A 17,930-nucleotide genomic window follows, 5' to 3' on the forward strand; every position below is an offset into this window, starting at 1 on the left:
TGTTGATTTAATAACCATTAGGGGTGGTTATTTTATGCTCATCAAATGCACTTAACATATCATCAATAAACGTAAGTCGTTTTTCACGCTCAGTTAAATCTGTAATAAATTTCAATTTTGATGGGCCATCTAAGCGGAAAATGGCAGGTTGCTCCTGAAGTAAGCTGATTAAATAGCTTGGATCGACTTTGTTTTTCTCACCAAACTCAATAAAACCACCTTTATCATGCGCTTCAATTCGGGTGATACCCAAGCTCATCGCACTTAAGCGAATAGCGGCATTACGCAGTAGATAACGTCCTGCATCAGGCAATTTACCAAATCTATCAATTAACTCTGCTTTTAGATCATTAAGCTCTGTTAAGTCGATAGCACTAGCAATTCGCTTATAGAATGAAAGTCTGACATTTACATCAGGAATGTAATCATCAGGCAACAAGACTGGCATTCTTAATTCAATTTCAGTTTGTTGATTGGTGAGATCTTCAAGTGATGGTTCTCTACCTTCTTTAAGTGCTTCTACAGCGCTTTCTAATAATTCCATATAAAGTGAGAAACCAACGGTATTCATTTGACCGCTTTGTTCTTCACCTAGTAATTCACCTGCACCTCGAATTTCTAAGTCATGAGTTGCTAATGCAAAACCGGCACCCAGATCTTCCAGTGAAGCAATCGCTTCTAAACGTTTATGAGCATCCTTTGTCATTGCTTTCGGATGTGGCGTCAACAAATAAGCATAAGCTTGATGATGAGAACGACCTACACGACCACGTAATTGATGTAATTGCGCTAAACCAAAATGATCTGCCCGTTCAATAATAATGGTATTTGCAGTGGGTATATCGATACCTGTTTCAATAATTGTGGTGCAAAGTAATACATTAAAACGCTGATGATGGAAATCATTCATCACACGCTCAAGTTCACGTTCCCGCATTTGCCCGTGACCAATACCAATACGCGCTTCAGGAACGAGTGCAGCCAGTCTCTCGCGGGCTTTTTCGATATTTTCAACATCGTTATACAAATAATAAACTTGTCCGCCACGCAAGGTTTCACGCAAGATAGCTTCACGAACCACTAAATCATCATATTCACGAACGAATGTTTTCACGGATAAGCGACGTGCTGGCGGTGTTGCAATAATAGAAAGATCACGCATGCCACTCATTGCCATATTCAGCGTACGAGGAATAGGCGTTGCTGTTAGCGTTAAAATATCGACATTTGCGCGCATAGCTTTGATACGCTCTTTGTGACGAACTCCAAAGCGGTGCTCTTCATCAACAATTAACAATCCCAAATCTTTCCATTGAATATTCGGTTGAAGGAGTTTGTGTGTACCAATCACAATATCAATTGTTCCTTCAGCCAGTTTTTCTGTGATTTGTTGCTGCTCTTTTGCACTACGAAAACGCGAGATCATCTCAATATTAACGGGCCAATTAGCAAAACGATCACGGAAATTATCAAAATGTTGCTGAGCTAATAGAGTAGTTGGTACTAAAATGGCAACTTGCTTATTGTTGTTAACTGCAAGAAAAGCGGCACGCATCGCAACTTCTGTTTTACCAAATCCGACATCACCACAGACGAGTCTATCCATTGAAATAGCTTGGCACATATCGCTAAGTACCGCATTGATAGCCATTTCTTGATCAGGTGTTGTTTCAAAAGGAAAACTTTGACGGAAAGATTGATACTGCTCTTTGTCCATTTTAAAGGTAAAGCCTGTTTTTACTTCACGTTGAGCATAAACATCTAATAACTCGGCTGCGACATCACGTACTTTTTCAGCGGCTTTTTGACGAGCTCTTACCCATGCATCGCCACCCAATTTATGTAATGGGGCATTTTCATCTGCACCACCAGAATAACGGCTGATCAAATGCAGTGATGAAACAGGAACATAAAGCTTGTCATTACCTGCGTAGCTTAACATCAAATATTCAGCTTTAACGCCACCCGCTTCTAGGGTTGTCATACCTTGATAACGGCCAACACCATGCTGAAGATGAACAACAGGTTGCCCTATGCTTAATTCAGCAAGGTTGCGAATTAAGGTATCTGTATTGATGGCGCGACGATTGTCATGGCGACGACGATTAATGCGTTCACCTAACATATCGCTTTCACAGATCATGGCTAACTGGCGATGGCTATCAATAAAACCATGCTCTGCGGCACCAATGATAAAGTAAAAACCTTTCTCTTGGGCGTCAGATAATTCAATGATCTGCTTGGGTGCTATTTTTATCCGTGATAAAAGCTCTTGTACTGTTTCGCGTCTACCTTCACTTTCAACAGAGAAAATCACACTGCCTGAAAATTGTTCTTGGAATCGGCGTAAGTTATCTAAAGGCGATTTACTTTGAGCGTTAATCGATAAATCAGGAAGAGGCTGATAGCCTAAATTGGTCTGTCCGGCTTTTTCTGGCAACGTTTCTGTTTTAAGTTGAATACGAGGCCACTGTTTTAATTCTTTATTAAATTTATCAACATTTAGCCAAATATCATCTGGCGGTAACAGTGGTCGCATAGGATCAACACGACGGCTTTCAAAACGTTGATTGATGTCTTGCCAAAATTTTTCGGCAAAATCTTGCAGATCTTGTGTCACTATCAATGTGTTTTTAGGGAAATAAGCAAATAAGTTAGATAAAGGCTGTTCAAAAAATAGGGATTGCCAATATTCAATTCCCGTTGGCAATATGTGTTTACTTACTTGCTGATAAATATGTTCAGGATCACGTCTTACATCAAACCGCTCGCGCCATTGGCTACGGAAAATTTCTATCGCATTTGCATCTGTTGGGAATTCATGGGCAGGCAGCAAATTAATTTGATCAACTTCTGTTAATGTCCGCTGTGTGTCAACATCAAAAGTACGCAGGCTATCTATTTCATCATCGAAAAAATCAATACGATAAGGAAATTCACTTCCCATCGGAAATAAGTCTAATAATGCACCACGCGTTGCGTATTCCCCATGTTCTAATACTTGTTCGACATGGCGATATCCCGCTTCATCTAATGTTTTACGTAAATTATCACGAGAAAGTATCTCTCCTTTTTGCATTACCAACGCATGACTTGCGAGATAATCAGTAGGGCAGACTTTCTGCATTAACGTATTGACTGGTAAGATTAAAATTCCCTTGAGAAGTGATGGAATACGGTATAGCGTAGAAAGGCGGTTTGAGATAATTTCTTGATGAGGTGAAAAACTGTCGTATGGCAGTGTTTCCCAATCCGATAATGTCTCTACTGGATAATCACAAAACTGACGGATTTCATCTTGTAAACGTAATGCATTTTGCATATCACGAGTAACAAGAACGACTAATCCAGAGTGGCGTTTGATGATCTCTGCACATTCTAGAGCACAAGCGGCACCAGTCAGTTGACCTAGCTGACGAGTATCCCCTTGTTTTATAGGAAGTTGATAACGATATTCTGAGGACATAAGCGTGTAATGTGAACTCTTTGTTGTAGTTAACTCCCAACACATCTTTAGCTTAATGGCTAAAGCTTAAACTGGCGGGCAGGTTAAGATAAAAGAAAAAACCACAGTTTGGGAATAGAGTGGTTCCATTCAGTAAGACTACCCTTTATTATCCCTGAACACTTCGCATTAGCAACAGGAACAGCACAGATTTCATGTACAATTCTGTCTCATTTTATATAGGGCTCCGTTATATGCGGGGTCGTGCGGTCGATAAGTTCGGTCGCTTCGTCTCATGGCTATCCGCTTTAGGGATTATGTTAGGTGTAGCGGCACTGATCACAGTGACTTCTGTCATGAATGGCTTTGAACGTTCATTGCAAGAAAGTATTCTTGCTTATATTCCACAAGCAATCGTGACATCACCTAACGGGCAATTACCCCGAGATCCAAATATAGCTGAAAGACTACTGACGCGTGAAGGTATCATAAACGTGACCCCTTTAGTAGAAGGTGATGTTGTTTTGCAAAGTAAAGACAATATCAGCGTTGGTGTCATGCTGGGTATAGAAAAAGAGCAAGATGAACCTTTAACGCGGTATATTCGGTTTGGGGATTTTTCTATGCTGAAAGCAGGCGATTATGGTGTGATTTTAGGAAGTGGTCTTGCTAAACAGTTAAAAGCAAAAGAGGGGGATAGCATCCGCCTTATTGTGCCAAGTGTAAGCCAATTAACGCCAATGGGAAGATTACCTAGCCAACGGTTATTTACTGTTAAAGGTATTTTCCAAAGTAGTGGTGATGCAGATGCTTCACAAATCTTAGTGAATCAGCAAGATGCAGCACGTTTAATGCGTTATCAGCCGGGGAATATTACCGGATGGCGTCTTTTCTTCTCTGATCCTCTTAATATTGAAAAATACAGTGCGCAACCTTTAGATAAAAATCTAAGTTGGAAAGACTGGCGCGAACGTAAAGGTGAATTTTTCCAAGCTGTTAAAATGGAAAAAAATATGATGGGATTATTATTAAGCTTAATTATCGCAGTGGCGGCTTTTAATATTATTACCTCACTTTCTTTGTTAGTGATGGAAAAACAAGGAGAAGTCGCTATTTTGCAAACGATGGGTTTAAAACGCTCTCAGATTATGTCCATCTTTATGCTACAAGGTGCAGGTGCAGGTATTTTAGGGGCGGTAGCTGGTGGGCTTTTAGGTGCATTACTCTCGAGCCAACTAAACGTCATTATGCCAGCTGTAGGACTTATCCCTCAAGGAGTGGAATTACCCGCAACACTTGATTGGGGGCGTGTCTTTATGATTGGTTTCTCCGCTATTATTATTTCCCTTTTATCCACTTTATACCCGTCTTGGCGGGCCGCGGCTATTCAGCCAGCAGAGGCGCTACGTTATGAGTAATTCTTCTTTGAATAAACAGTCAATGGCATCAGAAAAACAAATGCAAATTAACAAAGATGGTTTATTGGATTGCCACGCCCTATGTAAACAATACCAAGATGGTTCTATTTCCACACAAGTGCTGAAATCAGTCTCTTTTAAAATGGATAAGGGCGATTTTCTTGCCATAGTGGGAAGCTCAGGTTCAGGAAAAAGTACCCTATTACATTTATTGGGCGGGCTCGATTCTCCAACATCAGGTGAAGTCTTTTTTAAAGGGCAGTCACTTAATAAATTATCCTCTTCGGAAAAAGCGGATCTGCGTAATAGCCAATTAGGCTTTATTTATCAATTTCATCACCTACTACCTGATTTTACAGCGCTTGAAAATGTTGCTATGCCACTAATGATTGGTGGCACGAGCGCTTCAATGGCGAAAGAAAAAGCGATGTCTTTACTTGAAGCTGTTGGATTAAAAGATCGCGCTCATCATCGCCCTTCAGAGCTTTCTGGTGGTGAGAGACAACGTGTTGCGATTGCAAGAGCATTAGTAAACGATCCTGCATTAGTTCTTGCTGATGAACCAACTGGTAATCTTGATCAGAAAAATGCAGAAGGGATTTTCGAATTGTTGATTAAGTTAAACAAAGAAAAACAAACTGCATTTCTGGTCGTCACGCATGATTTGTCATTGGCTGCTCGTTTTCAGCGCCAACTTGAAATGAAAGATGGTCAACTACAGTCACAAAACGCAATTTCAGGAGTGAAATAATGGCGCAATTGCCACTTGCATTAGTGACCGCATTACGTTTTTCAAGAGGACGAAAACGTGCGGGAATGGTTTCTTTAATTTCAGTTATTTCAACGCTGGGCATTATGCTTGGTGTTGCTGTCTTAATCATTGGCCTAAGTGCCATGAATGGATTTGAACGTGAATTAAAAAATCGCATTTTATCGGTGGTGCCTCACGGGCAAATTTATTCAGTAGATCAGCCATTTATGCAATGGAAATCCGCATTACCTCGTATCGAGAATACTCAAGGTGTTGTCGCTGCTGCTCCTTATGTTTTACTTACTGGATTGTTAGAAAAAGGAACAGAGTTAAAGGCAGTGCAAGTTATGGGTGTTTCACCTGAAAAGCAAAGTGATATCAGCCTGTTACCTCGATATGTCCAAAACAATGCATGGCAAGATTTTAAGGCAGGTAAGCAACAAATTATTATCGGGCAAGGTGTTGCTGATGCACTAAAGATCAAACAGGATGATTGGCTCACCGTATTAATTCCTAATAATGATGATCCAACTAAACTTTTACAGCCTAAACGTATTCGCTTACAAGTCAGTGGCATATTTAAACTTAGTGGTATGCTCGATCATCAATTAGCGTTAATTCCTTTAACGGATGCCCAGCAATATATGGATTATGGGCAAGGCATTACTGGGATTGAAGTGAAAACGGTAGATCCTTTTTTCGCCAATGAAATTATTCATAATGCAGGTTTAAACAGCAAAGAATATGTTTATGCAAAAAGCTGGATAAGTGATTATGGCTATATGTATAGCGATATTCAGATGATCCGTAGCATTATGTATTTATCGATGATCTTAGTGATTGGTGTCGCTTGTTTTAATATTGTCTCAACGCTGATTATGGCGGTAAGAGATAAAAGTAGTGATATCGCTATTTTACGAACATTAGGCGCACGAGATAGCCATATTCGTAATATCTTTTTATGGTACGGCTTATTATCAGGCATGATTGGCTGTATCGCAGGTGTGATATTTGGTGTGTTGGTTGCTTATAATTTAACGCCATTAGTATCTGTTATTGAATCATTAACAGGACATAGTGTGTTGTCTGGCGATGTTTATTTCGTTGATTTTCTACCTTCAGAAGTTCATTTAATTGACGTTTTCTCTGTATTTATTACCACTGTGATCTTAAGCCTGATTGCAAGTTGGTATCCTGCACGTCGAGCCACTAAACTAGATCCTGCAAGAATTTTAAGTGGACAATAAGTTTATTGACATACAAAGAAGAAAAAACGCTTAAACTAGTGAAGGTAAGAAACGCGATATTTAAATTTGAAAACCAAGGATTGTAATGATGAAACTTAAACTTCGTCATCGTCGGCTTAGGAAGTTTCGTAAAATTAAGAATTTACGTAGACAACATTCACGTTGTCGCTATTTTCATCTAACCCATAAAACGGAACATGAAATGAATTTACCCAAAGTTGTCGTATTAACAGGGGCTGGCATTTCGGCTGAATCAGGAATTAAAACATTCCGATCAGAAGATGGATTGTGGGAAGAACATCGCGTTGAAGATGTTGCAACACCTGAAGGTTATCAACGCAATCCCCAATTGGTTCAGCAGTTTTACAATGAACGTCGCCGCCAATTGCAGCAACCCTCTATTCAACCAAATGAAGCGCATTATGCATTAGCGAAACTAGAGCAACGTTTAGGCAAAGAGAATTTTTTACTGGTGACTCAAAATATTGATAATCTGCATGAAAAAGCAGGCAGTAAACATATTTTGCATATGCATGGTGAATTGCTGAAAGTGCGTTGCCCTCAATCTCGCCAAGTATTTGAATGGAAAGGGGACTTAGAAACAACAGATCGTTGCCATTGTTGCCAATTCCCATCACCATTACGCCCTCATATTGTCTGGTTTGGTGAAATGCCAATTGGTATGGAAGAGATTTATCGTGCTTTGGCTGAGGCTGATATTTTTATCTCTATCGGTACATCTGGAAATGTTTATCCAGCAGCAGGTTTTGTCCATGAAGCTCGCTTAACAGGTGCTCATACCGTTGAGCTAAATCTTGAGCCAAGTTTGGTTGAAAGCCAGTTTGAAGAGAAACATTATGGCCCAGCGAGCCAAGTAGTTGATGAATATGTTCATAAATTGTTTGAATTAATTAATGATCCTAAAGCTGATTTGACGCAATAATTATTTTATAGAGTTCCCTATTATTGTTCTTAGAGAGATCTTAGGGGGCAAAATGGATAAATTATTAGAACGTTTTTTTGAATATATTAATTTTGATACACAATCAAAACCATCTTCAAAAATGTCACCAAGCAGTGATGGACAATTAAAACTAGCCAAGGCATTGGCTCAAGAATTAAAAAAACTGGGTTTTTCTGATGTGATGCTCAGTGATAAGGGATGTGTAATGGCAAGTTTACCATCCAATGTATCTTGGCCAGTGCCCGTTATTGGCTTTATTTCGCATCTTGATACATCTCCTGACTTTTCAGGAAAACATGTGAAACCACAAGTTCTTGAAGATTATCGTGGTGGTGATATTGCTTTAGGTATTGGTGATGAAGTGTTGTCACCAGTAATGTTCCCAATCTTACATTCAATGATTGGTAAGACATTAATTACTACTGATGGTAAAACATTACTGGGTGCGGACGATAAAGCGGGTATTGCTGAAATTATTACTGCGATGGTGCGCTTAAAAGAAACGAATCGACCTCATGGGGATATTCGTATTGCTTTCACTCCTGATGAAGAAATTGGGCGTGGCGCGCATTATGTAGATTTAAATGCATTTGGCGCAAGCTGGGCTTATACCGTAGATGGTGGTGGTGTTGGCGAACTGGAATATGAAAATTTCAACGCCGCATCCGTGAGTATCAAAATTGTAGGTAACAATGTTCACCCAGGCAGTGCAAAAGGGGTGATGGTTAACGCGTTAGGATTAGCAACGCGAATTCATCAAGAATTACCTGTCGATGAAACGCCAGAAAATACCGACGGTTATGAAGGTTTTTACCATCTGCAAAGTATCAAAGGCTCGGTAGAAAGAGCAGAAATGCATTATATTATCCGTGATTTTAACCGTAACTTATTTGAGAAACGCAAACAAAATATGATTGCGATTGCAGAGAAAGTCGGTAAAGGCCTACATCCTGATTGCTATATTGAGCTAACGATTGATGATAGTTATTACAATATGCATGATAAAGTTGTTCAATTCCCACACATCATTGAAATAGCCAAACAAGCAATGATTGATTGTGATATTGAGCCAAATATCAAGCCTATTCGTGGTGGTACAGACGGTGCTCAACTTTCTTACCGTGGATTACCTTGCCCTAATATTTTTACAGGTGGTTATAATTTCCATGGTAAGCATGAATTTATCTCTTTAGAAGGAATGGAAGCAGCGGTGAGTGTGATCATGCGTATCGCTGAAATTACAGCTGAAAGAGAAAAGGCTAAAGTGATTAATTAATCACTTATTAAGAGCTTCGAAAATAAAAAAATAGCCGATATTTCGGCTATTTTTTTGGTTACATTTTTTATTTACAGTGTTAGCTAAGGTTATTTATGTTCTTTTTAATCTTCATTTAACGTGTTACCTTCAGTTTTATCTTAAGTGATATTGATAAAACAAAATAGAATAAATTACTAAAAAGAAATCTAAAATAAATTAGATGGAGTCTCTTAAGTTAAAATAAAATCACTTCATAATAATATGAATGTTAATTATGAGTTTTTCAAACTTAGAATATACGCTATTTTACCGCAATAGATTGATAAATTAGAACAAGTTAATGTCATCTATAATTATTGTAAAATGATAATATAAGGATGGTAGAATGGATGCGGCATCAGGGAAATTAGTTAATCCTGTAATTGAAAAACAAATTGATTTAAATAATAAAAAAGAAATGAATATTAATAATGAAAATAAAGTGTTAATAAAAACACATGAAAAACAATCATTTATTATTATCTCTAGCTATTTTTTGATAACTTATTTAATCTCATTTTCTCTTTACGCAACAAATAGTAAGCATACGTTATTGCTTTTTTTCTTACAGAGTACATTTTTTGTTGTTATTCCTTTTTTCTTTCGTAATACAAGAGTACTTTTAAAAGAAACGATAAATTATTTAATTCGTTAAATTATAAAATATTTAATAATAAAAAAAGCCCTGCCATTAATATGACAGGGCTTTATAACTTATTATTGGAAATTAGTAATAATTAATCTTCAAAATACCAATAACCTTGATTAACTAACTGAGTTAATAAACGCACAAATTTTGGATCAGCTAATGCATCGCTCAAGTGTTGTTTATCAATATAATCATATTGGCAAAGCGCATCCACAGCTTCTATATGATCAGTATCCATCAATTGACCATTTACAAAACAGTTATCGCCAACACGTAACGCACGAATACCGTTTAAACGATGAAGTTGCTCACCTTGTTGCAGTAAATCGTGAATTTCTGCATTTTCATATAAAGGCTCTGGAACTGCGAGATCAAGTTCATGACGAGATTGAGAAATAAATTCACCAAACCAATGACGGAATACTTCTGGTTGAGCAAGTAAATCTTCCATCATGTCATGGAGTTTATTTAACTCTTGATGTTGCACTAATGCTGGGTTCTCACGCGGTGTTAGATCTGGATCGCTATAACGATAACTACCTAAATCATTTGCTAGCACATAGTCAGCGAAACCACTGAAAAGTTCACGGGCATTAGGTGCTCTGAATCCGACAGAGTAGTTTAGCGATTCTTCAATCGCATAACCTTCATGTGGGAATCCAGGTGGGATATAAAGAATATCACCCGGTTCTAATTCCTCATCAATAATTGCTTCAAAAGGATCAACTTGAAGCAGATCAGGGTGAGGGCAGTGTTGTTTCATTGGGATTTTTTCACCCACACGCCAGCGACGACGACCTTGTCCCTGAATAATAAAGACATCATATTGATCAAGGTGTGGGCCTACACCACCACCGGGAACAGAATAAGAGATCATTAAATCATCAATGCGCCAATCGGGTAACACGCGAAATGGCTTCATTAATGCCGCACTAGGAAAATGCCAGTGATCGACGGCTTGTACAAGTAAAGACCAGTCTTTATCACCAAGTCCTTCAAAGTGCTCAAAAGGCCCGTGTTTGACTCCCCACTGTCCGTCTTGGCAGCTTACAAGACGGCTATCTACTTCATCTTCCATTGCAAGACCAGCAAGTTCGTCAGGAGATAAAGGATCAACAAAACGAGAGAAGCCGTTTTTAATTAATAAAGGGCGTTTTTGCCAATGGCTTTCGAGGAATGATTGCCAATCTAAATTAAGTTTATAGTCCATTGTGTATATCCTGAATTCGGGAAGCCTGAAGCCATAGTATAATGAATTCTAATTTCCTGCTAAACATTCCTTTGAGCAATGTGAGTAATAGCGGGTAACACAATAATAATTGAACAGATATCATACATAACGCCGTATATTTGGCGGTAATGAAAAAAGAAAGGAGTGTCTTATCAATAATGATTATTCACGCTCAGTGGTAAGTTGCTGCTCAGCAAAGGTTACGGTGATACGAGCGCCACCTAAAGGGCTATCGGTAATAGTAATTTCACCACTGTATTGTTCAATAATATCTACCGCGATAGATAAGCCTAAACCTTGCCCCGGGCGCAGCGTGTCTGCTCTAGTTCCTCGCTGGAAAATAGCCTCTCTTTTTTCGGGGCTGACACCTGGGCCATCATCATCAACAATAATCATTACACTGTTTTCATTATTGCTAACGTTGATTTCAACAAATTCTAAGCAATATTTACAGGCGTTATCCAGAATATTTCCCATCACTTCCATAAAGTCATTTTTCTCACCTAACCACATAATTTCAGGTGAAACATTGAGTGTTAAATCAACCCCTTTTGACTGATAAACTTTACTTAATGCACTACAAAGATTATCGAGTAATCCTGACAACGAATGGAGTTTTCGCGTGGTAATATCGTGATCACCATGAATGGATGCGCGGTGTAGGTAATAACCCATTTGTTGTGAAATTCGTTCAATTTGGTCGAGCATAATAGGTTCAGCTTGCTCTATCGTCATTTGTTTGCCTGATCGCAAAGAGCGTAATGTTGATTGCAACACTGCTAGTGGCGTTTTTAAGCTGTGGGTGAGATCAGATAAACTTGTACGATATTTACTGTAACGACTGCGTTCATTACGCAATAACACATTTAAATTTCGGACTAAGCCTTTTAGTTCGGTTGGCGGGTTTTCATCCAAATCATTGCGAGTCCCTTTTTCTAATGCACTGATTTGTTCAATAACTTGCTTTATGGGTCTTAAACTCCAATGTGCAGCCAACCAAATTAAGGGGATAACTAAAAATAGATTTGCAAGAATGATATATAAGAACCAATCCCAAACTTGACTGACTTTTTGCATACGTTGGGGAATAGGATCGATAACCGCGATTGCCATATAAGGCATATTATCAGCCGCAGGATAATGATTAATCACAACAGAGTGAGTTAAAAACTCATTACTGGAATATTCGTCAAGGCGTTTGAGATAAACACGATATTGCGGTAACTGCTGTAACATTAAACGTGTTGTTTTGACATCAACAGAGATTTCAAATAGGCCTTCTTCATGGCGCCATTTATGTTTAATGCTATCAGGAATAGCTTTCGGTAAGTCGGGCGGCGTCCATAATACACTACCTTTATCATCAAAAATAACCACCAGCGAGGTATTGTTATTATTAAGATTTGTTGGAAATTCAATATTTAGCTTGCTCTTATCCCACTGCGCTAAGCTGTAGTAAAGATTACTTTGACTACGCATCAACATAAAAGTAGTTTTATCCACACTGACAATCGAACCGACAATGGCAACTAACCCATAAGAGAGTGTAAGTGCCAAAATAATGGCACTAGTTGCAAGTAAAAAGCGAGTTCGTAATGAGAGCGGAGAGCGCTGTTTTTTTTGCATATTAAGGTTTCATATCAAAACGGTAGCCTTGCCCACGTACTGTAACCACCACATCATTAGGGTATTTTTCTAAGATTTTTTTACGTAATCGACCCATTAGTACATCAATAGTGTGACTCTCTTTTAATTCAGCATCTGGATATAACTGACGCATTAATGCATCTTTACTAACAACTTTATTTTGATTGCGCATCAATGTTTCTAGAATTGTATATTCAAATGCGGTTAACTTAATTTGTTCTCCTGAAATCATGAACTCTTTACGTGATAAATCCAATTCAAAAGGTTCAATGGCGAGAGTTTGTGATGCAATTCCCATGTTTCTTCGCATTAATGCCTGAATACGTGCAACAATTTCTTCAAAATGAAAAGGTTTTGTCACATAGTCATCAGCACCTGCATTTAATGCTGAGACTTTTTCTTGCCAACTTTCACGTGCCGTTAAGACCATTATTGGTAGGGTAATATTATTCTCTCGCCATCTACGAATAAGGCTAATGCCATCTTCATCTGGCAATCCTAAATCCACAATGGCAACATCAGGTGTACCTTCTGCTATAAAGCTATCTGCTTCTTTGGCATCTTCTGCTGCATCAACCTGATGTCCAGCATCACGAAATTGCACAGATAAGTGATGGCGAAGTAAGATATTATCTTCAATAATTAAGATCCGCATTATTCCACCTTGAGTACAATCAGCAAAAATTCACTGTTGTAAAATAAATACAGGAAATGATAGTCAAACTATCATATAAAAATATGGGCTCATCATAGACAATCTAGCGCTTAAAAAACACTGTATCCAGCAAAGTGTTTAAGTTGTAGATAGTTTTCTCTGTGTTTAGGTTATAAAAAAAGGCAGAAATTATCTGCCTTTTTAGAGAGGAAAATTAGTTTAACTTATCAACAAGTTGAGTTGCAAAACCAATATAGCTTTCAGGTTTCATTGCTTTTAAGCGTACTTTTTCATCTTCCGGTAGTTCTAAACCATCAATGAAAATGGCCATATCTTGTTCTGTAATGCGTTTACCACGAGTAAGCTCTTTTAGTTTTTCGTAAGGTTTTTCAATACCATAACGACGCATTACAGTTTGAATCGGCTCTGCTAACACTTCCCAGTTGCAGTCTAATTCTTCACGAAGATGATTTTCATTCACTTCAAGTTTATTAAGACCTTTCATAGTTGATTGATAAGCAATCAGCGCATAACCAATCCCCACACCTAAATTACGCAGTACCGTTGAGTCCGTTAAATCACGTTGCCAGCGAGAAACAGGTAACTTGCTAGAAAGATGCCCCATAACGGCATTTGCTAACCCTAAGTTTCCTTCAGAGTTTTCAAAATCAATAGGGTTTACTTTGTGAGGCATGGTTGATGAGCCAATTTCCCCCGCAATCGTTTTTTGTTTAAAGTGATTCAGTGCTATGTAACCCCAAATATCACGGTCGAAATCGATTAAGATAGTATTGAAGCGACTAATACAATCAAAAAGCTCTGCAATATAATCGTGTGGTTCAATTTGAGTTGTGTACGGGTTCCATGTAATACCAAGTGAAGTGACAAATTCTTCACTAAATTGATGCCAATTTACTTCAGGATACGCAGCTAAGTGAGCATTGTAGTTACCCACTGCACCGTTGATTTTACCTAAGATCTCAACTTGTGTTAGTTGACGATATTGGCGTTCCATACGGTAGGCAACGTTAGCAAACTCTTTACCAATTGTAGACGGCGTTGCAGGTTGCCCATGAGTACGAGAAAGTAATGGTAAATCACGGTATTCCTGAGCCATTTTACTAATGGTATCAATAATTTCGCGCCATGCAGGCAATAAGATCTCTTGGCGTGCTGTTTCCAACATAATGGCATGAGACAGATTATTAATATCTTCAGAAGTACAAGCAAAGTGAATAAATTCAGAAACCTGATGTAAAGCAGGGATGGTCGCCACTTTTTCTTTTAAGAAATATTCTACGGCTTTTACATCATGGTTAGTGGTACGTTCGATAGTTTTAATACGCGCTGCATCTTCTTCATTGAAGTTAGCAACAATTGCATCAAGGTAATCGTTTGCGTTTTTTTCAAAGGCTGGAACTTCTTTTATGTCGGCGCAAGATGCCAGCTTTTGTAGCCAGCGAACTTCTACCTGTACACGGAATTTCAGAAGACCGAATTCACTAAAAATAGAACGTAACGACGAAGTTTTACTACCGTAACGACCGTCAATCGGTGAAATCGCTGTCAGCGAAGATAATTCCATTGTTGGCAACTCCCAGGTTGAATTTAAAGTATTAACATTGAGCGAGAAAATCATCAGCTTGTCGCAGAATAGTCTTTTGATGCAGTAAAAAATCAAAACGACGACCACCGACTTGACGCCAGAGCACAGCACTACGAATGCCAGTTAATAACAACGCTCTAACTTTAGCTTGAATAATAGGGTTCTTTAAAAGATCAATAGAGCCATGAACCTGAATGCGAGGGCCAACAGGGCTAACTGCATCAACATAAACGCCCGCAAGTGCATTAAATACACCTTCAGACATAGGTTCAAAATAACTTTTTTGGCGCTCTAATTGAGAAATTTTTTGCGATAAGTGTGAGCTGTAATCATCATTTCTATTAATAAGACGCTCTAGATTGATTAACCCTTGCTGATAAGTCATCAATTCAAGCGTTAGCTTTTCTCTTCTTACCGCCTGATGAATAGCTTTCAGTGTTTGAAAACCTAATTTTAAGTGGCTGATTTGATTGCCATAAACATCTAGTGTTGAAGTTGGGTTGAGATTAAAAACACTGTTAACCATTACTTCAACATCGTTCTCGTTCGCATTACCTTGGTAAGCAATTTGCTGAACGAGACGACTTGCTTGGCAGATGCCTGCCAATGCAAGTGTTATATCACGAAAATCTTTAGCCACATCTACTCCTGAATACGTGTTTCAATGATCCCGCCACCTAAACAGACTTCGTCTTGATAAAAGACGGCTGATTGTCCTGGAGTTACAGCTGCTACAGGATAATCAAAGCGGACTTCAATTTTATCTTCACCTAATGGTGTTACTGTACACTCAATATCAGGTTGGCGATATCGTGTTTTAACAGTACAGCGGAAAGCTTCAGTTATAGGTTCTCTTGATACCCAATGTAACTGCTGAGCAATTAGACCAACAGACATTAATCTTGGATGTTCATGACCTTGAGCGACAACAAGAATATTGTTCTCAACATCTTTATCAACTACATACCAAGGATCTTCTCCGCCATCTTTAGTGCCACCAATACCTAAACCTTTACGCTGACCTAATGTGTGATACATCAAACCTTGGTGTTCACCAATAGTTTCACCATCAACAGTCACGATAGCACCGGGCTTTGCAGGCAAATAGCGCGATAGGAAATCGGTAAATTTGCGTTCGCCGATAAAACAAATACCTGTGGAATCTTTTTTCTTTGCTGTTGCTAAATCAAGCTTTTCAGCAATTTTTCTGACTTCAGGTTTTTCCATTTCACCAACAGGGAAAAGGCTTTGTGCAATTTGCTCATGACTTAATGTGTATAAGAAATAGCTTTGGTCTTTGTTATTATCAACACCGCGAAGTAATTGACTTTTACCATTAATATCGCGACGACGGACGTAGTGACCTGTTGCAATGTAATCAGCACCCAAATCTTCAGCAGCATATTCTAAAAATGCTTTAAATTTTATTTCTTTATTGCAAAGAATATCTGGGTTTGGGGTGCGGCCAGCTTTATATTCAGATAAAAAATGTTCAAAAACATTATCCCAATATTCAGCGGCAAAATTGATGGTATAAAGCTCAATACCAAGCTTATCACACACGGCTTGTGCATCGGCAAGGTCGGTAGAGGCTGAGCAATATTCTGTATCGTCGTCTTCTTCCCAGTTCTTCATAAACAGACCAACGACCTGATATCCCTGTTCCTTAAGAAGATAGGCTGAGACGGATGAATCTACGCCACCGGACATTCCTACGATGACTTTTTTTTGGCTGTTATCTGACATGACTGGATCTCACTGCGGAAAAATAAGCGCCATACTTTACCATATCACTGACACAGGTGCATCAAGTCTTACTCTGTTTTTGATGCTTTGTTTTTTCCTTTTCTATTATTTAGTTAAAGGGAGTTCCAAAGCTACTCAAGATAGAGAGGGGATAACGTTCACCTTGTTGATAACATAACAGGCTTTCCCTCACCAGCGGTGAACGTAGTTGCTGGCTATGAATAATTTCATCAGCACTAACCCAGTGACAACAATTAATATCGCTATCTTGAGGTTGCGTTTCAAATTGCTCTTGCGTCTCAATAAGAAAAAGAAAACGTAGAAAAGGGGTTTTATCCGGCGCAATCCATTGATGTAATTTAAGAAAATGTTGAACAGGAAGTCTTAATCCTGTTTCTTCCCATAATTCACGCTGAACAGCCTGAATAAGTGTTTCATTGGCTTCAAGGTGCCCAGCTGGTTGATTCCATGTTGCTTTTCCATTGACCGTTTCTTCAACAACGAGAAACTTATTTTTTGCATGAACGATACACGCGACAGTCACATGAGGTTTAAACAAAATCAATCTCCTTCCATTCTCCGGGTAATAAGTTATCCAATGTAATATTTCCCATACTAAAGCGGATCAAACGTAATGTTGGATAACCAATATGAGCGGTCATTCGTCTCACTTGACGGTTTTTGCCTTCAAATAACGTTATTTTTAACCAAGTTGTCGGGATAGTTTGGCGTTCTCTAATTGGAGGATTTCTCTCCCATAGCCATTCGGGCTGTTCAACTATTTCGACTTGCGCAGGTAATGTTTTGCCATCTTTAAGCTCTAATCCATCTCTAAATTGTTGTAATGAAGCCACACTTGGAGTGCCTTCAACCTGAGCATAGTAGATTTTTCCTGTTTTTTTACCCGGTTGTGTTAATTTTGCTTGTAGCTTCCCATCATTTGTTAAGACTAAAAGTCCTTCACTATCTCTATCTAAACGTCCTGCTGCATAAATATCACGAATAGGAATAAAATCTTTTAGTGTTTTTCTGCCATTTTCATCCGTAAATTGCACAAGAACATCGAAGGGCTTGTTGAAGATAACGACTTTACGCTCACCTCTTGGGCGCACTGGTTTTCTTTGTGCTGATGGAGTGTAGTGTTTTCTCGATTTAGCGCTATTTTTAAGTTGATTTGCCATAGTTAATTTTTGTAAAAAATGGGAGATTGATTATACCTTAAAAGAGAAGCGATTGGCGTTAGCTGAATAATCAAGTAGTATTGACAGGTCTCT

At 38.6% G+C, this 17,930-nt stretch carries 15 protein-coding genes; 6 read left to right on the forward strand and 9 right to left on the reverse strand.

The features are described 5' to 3' along the window. Window positions 1-7 precede the first annotated feature (7 nt). Window positions 8-3,466 carry a transcription-repair coupling factor gene (gene mfd, locus GWJ01_RS05710; RefSeq protein ID WP_109395339.1) on the reverse strand — a complete coding sequence of 1,153 codons (3,459 nt, stop codon included), beginning with the start codon at window positions 3,464-3,466 and terminating at the stop codon, window positions 8-10. 194 nt (window positions 3,467-3,660) lie between these two features. Between mfd and lolC the strand changes: the two genes are divergently transcribed. The 6 genes from lolC (at window position 3,661) to GWJ01_RS05740 (ending at window position 9,777) form a co-directional block, all read left to right on the forward strand. Next, the gene (lolC, locus tag GWJ01_RS05715; RefSeq protein ID WP_109395340.1) at window positions 3,661-4,863 is read left to right on the forward strand and encodes a lipoprotein-releasing ABC transporter permease subunit LolC; all 1,203 of its coding nucleotides are present in this window, start codon (window positions 3,661-3,663) and stop codon (window positions 4,861-4,863) included. A gap of 40 nt (window positions 4,864-4,903) precedes the next feature. Next, window positions 4,904-5,614 carry a lipoprotein-releasing ABC transporter ATP-binding protein LolD gene (lolD, locus tag GWJ01_RS05720; protein WP_202611132.1) on the forward strand — a complete coding sequence of 237 codons (711 nt, stop codon included), beginning with the start codon at window positions 4,904-4,906 and terminating at the stop codon, window positions 5,612-5,614. Continuing rightward, a complete protein-coding gene (gene lolE / locus GWJ01_RS05725; RefSeq protein WP_109402767.1) occupies window positions 5,614-6,861 on the forward strand; it encodes a lipoprotein-releasing ABC transporter permease subunit LolE in 1,248 nt (415 codons plus the stop codon). Before lolD ends, lolE begins: the two co-directional genes overlap by 1 nt. A gap of 85 nt (window positions 6,862-6,946) precedes the next feature. After that, window positions 6,947-7,804, forward strand: a complete 858-nt coding sequence (gene cobB, locus GWJ01_RS05730) for a Sir2 family NAD+-dependent deacetylase (RefSeq protein ID WP_088493175.1) — start codon at window positions 6,947-6,949, stop codon at window positions 7,802-7,804. A 52-nt stretch (window positions 7,805-7,856) separates the two neighbouring features. Next, complete coding sequence (gene pepT, locus GWJ01_RS05735; RefSeq protein WP_109402768.1) at window positions 7,857-9,101, forward strand: peptidase T; 1,245 nt, start codon at window positions 7,857-7,859, stop codon at window positions 9,099-9,101. A 367-nt stretch (window positions 9,102-9,468) separates the two neighbouring features. Continuing rightward, on the forward strand, window positions 9,469-9,777 hold the full coding sequence (locus GWJ01_RS05740; protein ID WP_109395343.1) for a hypothetical protein: 309 nt from the start codon (window positions 9,469-9,471) through the stop codon (window positions 9,775-9,777). 82 nt (window positions 9,778-9,859) lie between these two features. On the opposite strand, the gene GWJ01_RS05745 is transcribed toward GWJ01_RS05740, so the two are convergent. The 8 genes from GWJ01_RS05745 to rluE all read right to left on the reverse strand — a co-directional run bounded on the left by GWJ01_RS05745 (window position 9,860) and on the right by rluE (window position 17,837). Then, window positions 9,860-10,981, reverse strand: a complete 1,122-nt coding sequence (locus tag GWJ01_RS05745; RefSeq protein ID WP_161710836.1) for a ribosomal protein uL16 3-hydroxylase — start codon at window positions 10,979-10,981, stop codon at window positions 9,860-9,862. A gap of 183 nt (window positions 10,982-11,164) precedes the next feature. Next, on the reverse strand, window positions 11,165-12,628 hold the full coding sequence (gene phoQ, locus GWJ01_RS05750; RefSeq protein ID WP_109402769.1) for a two-component system sensor histidine kinase PhoQ: 1,464 nt from the start codon (window positions 12,626-12,628) through the stop codon (window positions 11,165-11,167). Window position 12,629: 1 nt separating this feature from the next. After that, complete coding sequence (phoP, locus tag GWJ01_RS05755) at window positions 12,630-13,304, reverse strand: two-component system response regulator PhoP (RefSeq protein WP_109395346.1); 675 nt, start codon at window positions 13,302-13,304, stop codon at window positions 12,630-12,632. Between the two features lie 214 nt (window positions 13,305-13,518). Further along, a complete protein-coding gene (gene purB / locus GWJ01_RS05760) occupies window positions 13,519-14,889 on the reverse strand; it encodes an adenylosuccinate lyase (RefSeq protein ID WP_109395347.1) in 1,371 nt (456 codons plus the stop codon). A gap of 31 nt (window positions 14,890-14,920) precedes the next feature. After that, entirely contained in the window at window positions 14,921-15,550 is a 630-nt protein-coding gene (hflD, locus tag GWJ01_RS05765; RefSeq protein ID WP_098943331.1) for a high frequency lysogenization protein HflD, read from the reverse strand. Between the two features lie 2 nt (window positions 15,551-15,552). Beyond that, window positions 15,553-16,656 carry a tRNA 2-thiouridine(34) synthase MnmA gene (gene mnmA / locus GWJ01_RS05770; protein ID WP_109395348.1) on the reverse strand — a complete coding sequence of 368 codons (1,104 nt, stop codon included), beginning with the start codon at window positions 16,654-16,656 and terminating at the stop codon, window positions 15,553-15,555. A gap of 109 nt (window positions 16,657-16,765) precedes the next feature. Further along, window positions 16,766-17,215: an NUDIX hydrolase gene (locus tag GWJ01_RS05775; protein ID WP_161710837.1), complete on the reverse strand. Its 450-nt coding sequence runs from the start codon at window positions 17,213-17,215 to the stop codon at window positions 16,766-16,768. Further along, window positions 17,208-17,837: a 23S rRNA pseudouridine(2457) synthase RluE gene (gene rluE / locus GWJ01_RS05780; RefSeq protein ID WP_109395350.1), complete on the reverse strand. Its 630-nt coding sequence runs from the start codon at window positions 17,835-17,837 to the stop codon at window positions 17,208-17,210. Before rluE ends, GWJ01_RS05775 begins: the two co-directional genes overlap by 8 nt. Window positions 17,838-17,930 lie beyond the last annotated feature (93 nt).

The organism is Proteus sp. G2618 (assembly GCF_009915995.1).
GTDB classification, from domain to species: Bacteria; Pseudomonadota; Gammaproteobacteria; order Enterobacterales; family Enterobacteriaceae; genus Proteus; species Proteus terrae.

Coding starts and splice junctions, on each gene's coding strand:
- lolC (WP_109395340.1), top strand. CDS start 3,661: ATGTACAATTCTGTCTCATTTTATATAGGGCTCCGTTATATGCGGGGT.
- phoQ (WP_109402769.1), bottom strand. CDS start 12,628: ATGCAAAAAAAACAGCGCTCTCCGCTCTCATTACGAACTCGCTTTTTA.
- mfd (WP_109395339.1), bottom strand. CDS start 3,466: ATGTCCTCAGAATATCGTTATCAACTTCCTATAAAACAAGGGGATACT.
- purB (WP_109395347.1), bottom strand. CDS start 14,889: ATGGAATTATCTTCGCTGACAGCGATTTCACCGATTGACGGTCGTTAC.
- mnmA (WP_109395348.1), bottom strand. CDS start 16,656: ATGTCAGATAACAGCCAAAAAAAAGTCATCGTAGGAATGTCCGGTGGC.
- phoP (WP_109395346.1), bottom strand. CDS start 13,304: ATGCGGATCTTAATTATTGAAGATAATATCTTACTTCGCCATCACTTA.
- lolE (WP_109402767.1), top strand. CDS start 5,614: ATGGCGCAATTGCCACTTGCATTAGTGACCGCATTACGTTTTTCAAGA.
- lolD (WP_202611132.1), top strand. CDS start 4,904: ATGCAAATTAACAAAGATGGTTTATTGGATTGCCACGCCCTATGTAAA.
- cobB (WP_088493175.1), top strand. CDS start 6,947: ATGATGAAACTTAAACTTCGTCATCGTCGGCTTAGGAAGTTTCGTAAA.
- pepT (WP_109402768.1), top strand. CDS start 7,857: ATGGATAAATTATTAGAACGTTTTTTTGAATATATTAATTTTGATACA.
- rluE (WP_109395350.1), bottom strand. CDS start 17,837: ATGGCAAATCAACTTAAAAATAGCGCTAAATCGAGAAAACACTACACT.
- GWJ01_RS05740 (WP_109395343.1), top strand. CDS start 9,469: ATGGATGCGGCATCAGGGAAATTAGTTAATCCTGTAATTGAAAAACAA.
- GWJ01_RS05745 (WP_161710836.1), bottom strand. CDS start 10,981: ATGGACTATAAACTTAATTTAGATTGGCAATCATTCCTCGAAAGCCAT.